The sequence below is a fragment of the Leptolyngbya sp. FACHB-541 genome, assembly GCF_014695875.1.
In the GTDB taxonomy this organism is placed as follows: Bacteria; Cyanobacteriota; Cyanobacteriia; order Elainellales; family Elainellaceae; genus JAAUTN01.
In genome coordinates this window covers 1-2,379 of the sequence record NZ_JACJPC010000105.1, presented here as the reverse complement: position 1 = coordinate 2,379, position 2,379 = coordinate 1, and the positions used below count along the sequence as shown (strand labels likewise).

Annotated in this window: 3 protein-coding genes and 1 pseudogene; 2 read left to right on the top strand and 2 right to left on the bottom strand. The window is 46.4% G+C overall.

Annotated features, from left to right (window positions below; translation table 11 throughout):
• Both H6G00_RS22040 and H6G00_RS22035 read right to left on the bottom strand, forming a co-directional pair.
• Positions 1–396, bottom strand: a pseudogene (locus tag H6G00_RS22040) (IS6 family transposase); the annotation flags it as partial.
• 99 nt (positions 397–495) lie between these two features.
• A complete protein-coding gene (locus tag H6G00_RS22035; protein WP_190798387.1) occupies positions 496–1,677 on the bottom strand; it encodes a HAMP domain-containing sensor histidine kinase in 1,182 nt (393 codons plus the stop codon).
• Between the two features lie 92 nt (positions 1,678–1,769).
• Between H6G00_RS22035 and H6G00_RS22030 the strand changes: the two genes are divergently transcribed.
• A complete protein-coding gene (locus H6G00_RS22030; RefSeq protein WP_190798386.1) occupies positions 1,770–2,075 on the top strand; it encodes a hypothetical protein in 306 nt (101 codons plus the stop codon).
• A 38-nt stretch (positions 2,076–2,113) separates the two neighbouring features.
• Positions 2,114–2,379 (top strand): transposase (locus tag H6G00_RS22025; protein ID WP_190798385.1); only part of this gene is annotated, 266 nt, incomplete at its 3' end.

The window sequence follows — 2,379 nt, the reverse complement described above, 5'->3', positions numbered from 1 at the left end:
GGAGTCCTAGTGTGCTGTGCTTTGAGCACCTTGCGGAAAAATCGGACTGCTGCCTTGCCATCCCGCTTGGCGCTGGGCATAAAGTCCAGAGTATTCCCCTCCGAATCGACAGCGCGATACAGATATTTCCACTCACCCTTGATTTTGATGTAAGTCTCGTCAGTTCTCCACGAGTCGTTTGTCGGCTTCAAGTGAGGTCGGATGCGTTTGTCCAGTTCCGGAGCGTACTTCAAAACCCAACGATTTGATCGTCGAATGGTCTACCTCCACCCCCCGTTCCTGCATCATCTCTTCGAGATCCCGGTAGCTCAAGGCGTAACGACAATACCATCGGACGTTGAGCAGGATGATTTGGGGCAAAAAGTGCCGCCATTTAAATGAAGCAGGGGTAGACATCAAAGGAAGAGAAGGCAAGGGTAGTTCTATGGACCTTACCACCCACTAGTTTTTGCGACACAACCGTTGAGAGCAACTGTCATAGTAGACACTGTGAAGTTAAGTTCCATCCCCTTCTGGTAATACTGGCAACTCAATCGTAAAGATAGTTTGACCAGAGTGGCTCTCAACCCAAATCGCGCCCTCCAGATGTTCTACTAACTTATGTGTTAGCGCCAGACCTAATCCGGTTCCTCCTTGTCGCCACGGATCTGAACTGGGAACCCGATAGAATTTGTCGAAGATACGCTCTAAATAAGCGGCAGGAATCTCGACACCAAAGTTGGTGACTCGCACTTGAATTCCTTGGGCACAGGTGTGGACACTTAAAACAATTTGTTCTCCTGCCGGAGTATATTTACAGGCATTATTTAATAACTCCGTCAGGATGCGCTCTAGCATAACGGGTTCAGAAACGAATGGCGGCATTCCTGCTGGAATATCGAGCTGAAGCTTCTGTTGTGCATCCTGTGTTCGCTCCTGAAATGGCTCTAGAAGTTTAAGTAACCAGGGTTCAAGCAAAATGGGTTCTACGGTCAGGGCTGGTTCTTTAGATTCCAGCCGTTGTAAATCTAGCAAGTTGTTGATTAATCTTGCTTCACGTGTGCATTCATCTTGCAGAATTTGTAAGTAACGATTCACTCTATCTTGCTCAGCTATGACCTGATCTCGACCGAGGGTAAGACTGAGCATTTGAATCGCCATCTTCATGTTCGTTACAGGAGTACGCAATTCATGGGAGATTGTACTCAAGAAATCATCTTTTAATTGATTGAGTTCCTCTAGTTTCTCAACCTGAATGCTTTGTGCCCGGTAAAGCCTTGCTTGACGCAAGGCGATCGCACACTGACTTGCTACTTGCTGCATCAATCGAACTTCTGATTCCTCAAAAGCATCATCTTTCTGATGGCATAACCGTAAGTCGCCCAAAACTTCTTGTCCATCAGAAATAGGACAAACCAAAATAGCTAATTGCTCCTGTGCTGACTGGATCAGGGTAGGGACTATCTCACAAAACTGGAGACACTGACCCTGTAGAAGTTGGGAGTAGAGTTCAAAGAAGTCTAAAAACGCTATATGTCTTCGAGCTGAAGTGGTTGAGGTTATATACGCGCAATAAACAGAGGCAGTTCCCTGGTTTATATTATAAAGAGAAGTATCACAGTAGTGACAACCAAGTCCCAGCGCTACTTGCTCAACTACGACTTGCAAAATTTGACTTTCGTCAAGCGTATCTCTCACCTTTTCTGTAATTCGCTTGAGTACTCTCTAGCAAAATATTCGCTTACAGTCCAGCTAGTTCTTTACCCATTCACCCGAATACTTTGAAGCGGATGATCAGCAAGTATTCTGAGCAGCTAGTATATCGTCCACTCGAAGAAATGCAGTACTGGTTCGCTTACTCTAGCGGCGCATTTCTAGAACCGGGATACCCACCATTGTTTTACAGTAGAACAGAGCACAAGGTAATCACGCCCAACAAGAGTGCTGTAGCAGGGATTGGTGAAGGGATTGCAGGGTTTCTAGCACAACGACTGTATCAATGTCGTAAGCTTGCCCGTCCTAACCACGACTATCCAGACATTGTCATGGAGGGTAATGGTAAAACATACCTAGGGCGTGTTTTAAAACCCAGCTAAAATGGGAGTAGGAGTCTTTCAAAGACAACAAACCAATCTTGGTTACACGCAATCCAATTTCACGCAAAGACCTAACCAATCAACAATGGCAACAATTGCAGCTGATGTTGCCCAAACCGAGTCCAAAAGGTGGACGACCCGCTAATGACCACCGCAAGATAATCAATGGCATTTTATGGATTCTCCGCACAGGTGCTCCTTGGCGCGACTTGCCTGATCGTTATGGTGCTTGGGAAACGGTCTCCGGTCGCTTCTACGCTTGGCGCAAGCGAGGACTATGGCAGCAGATTCTACAACAGTTGCA

Bases quoted from the DNA above. Each gene is read 5' to 3' on its own strand.
- H6G00_RS22030 (WP_190798386.1), top strand. From the start codon at position 1,770: ATGATCAGCAAGTATTCTGAGCAGCTAGTATATCGTCCACTCGAAGAA.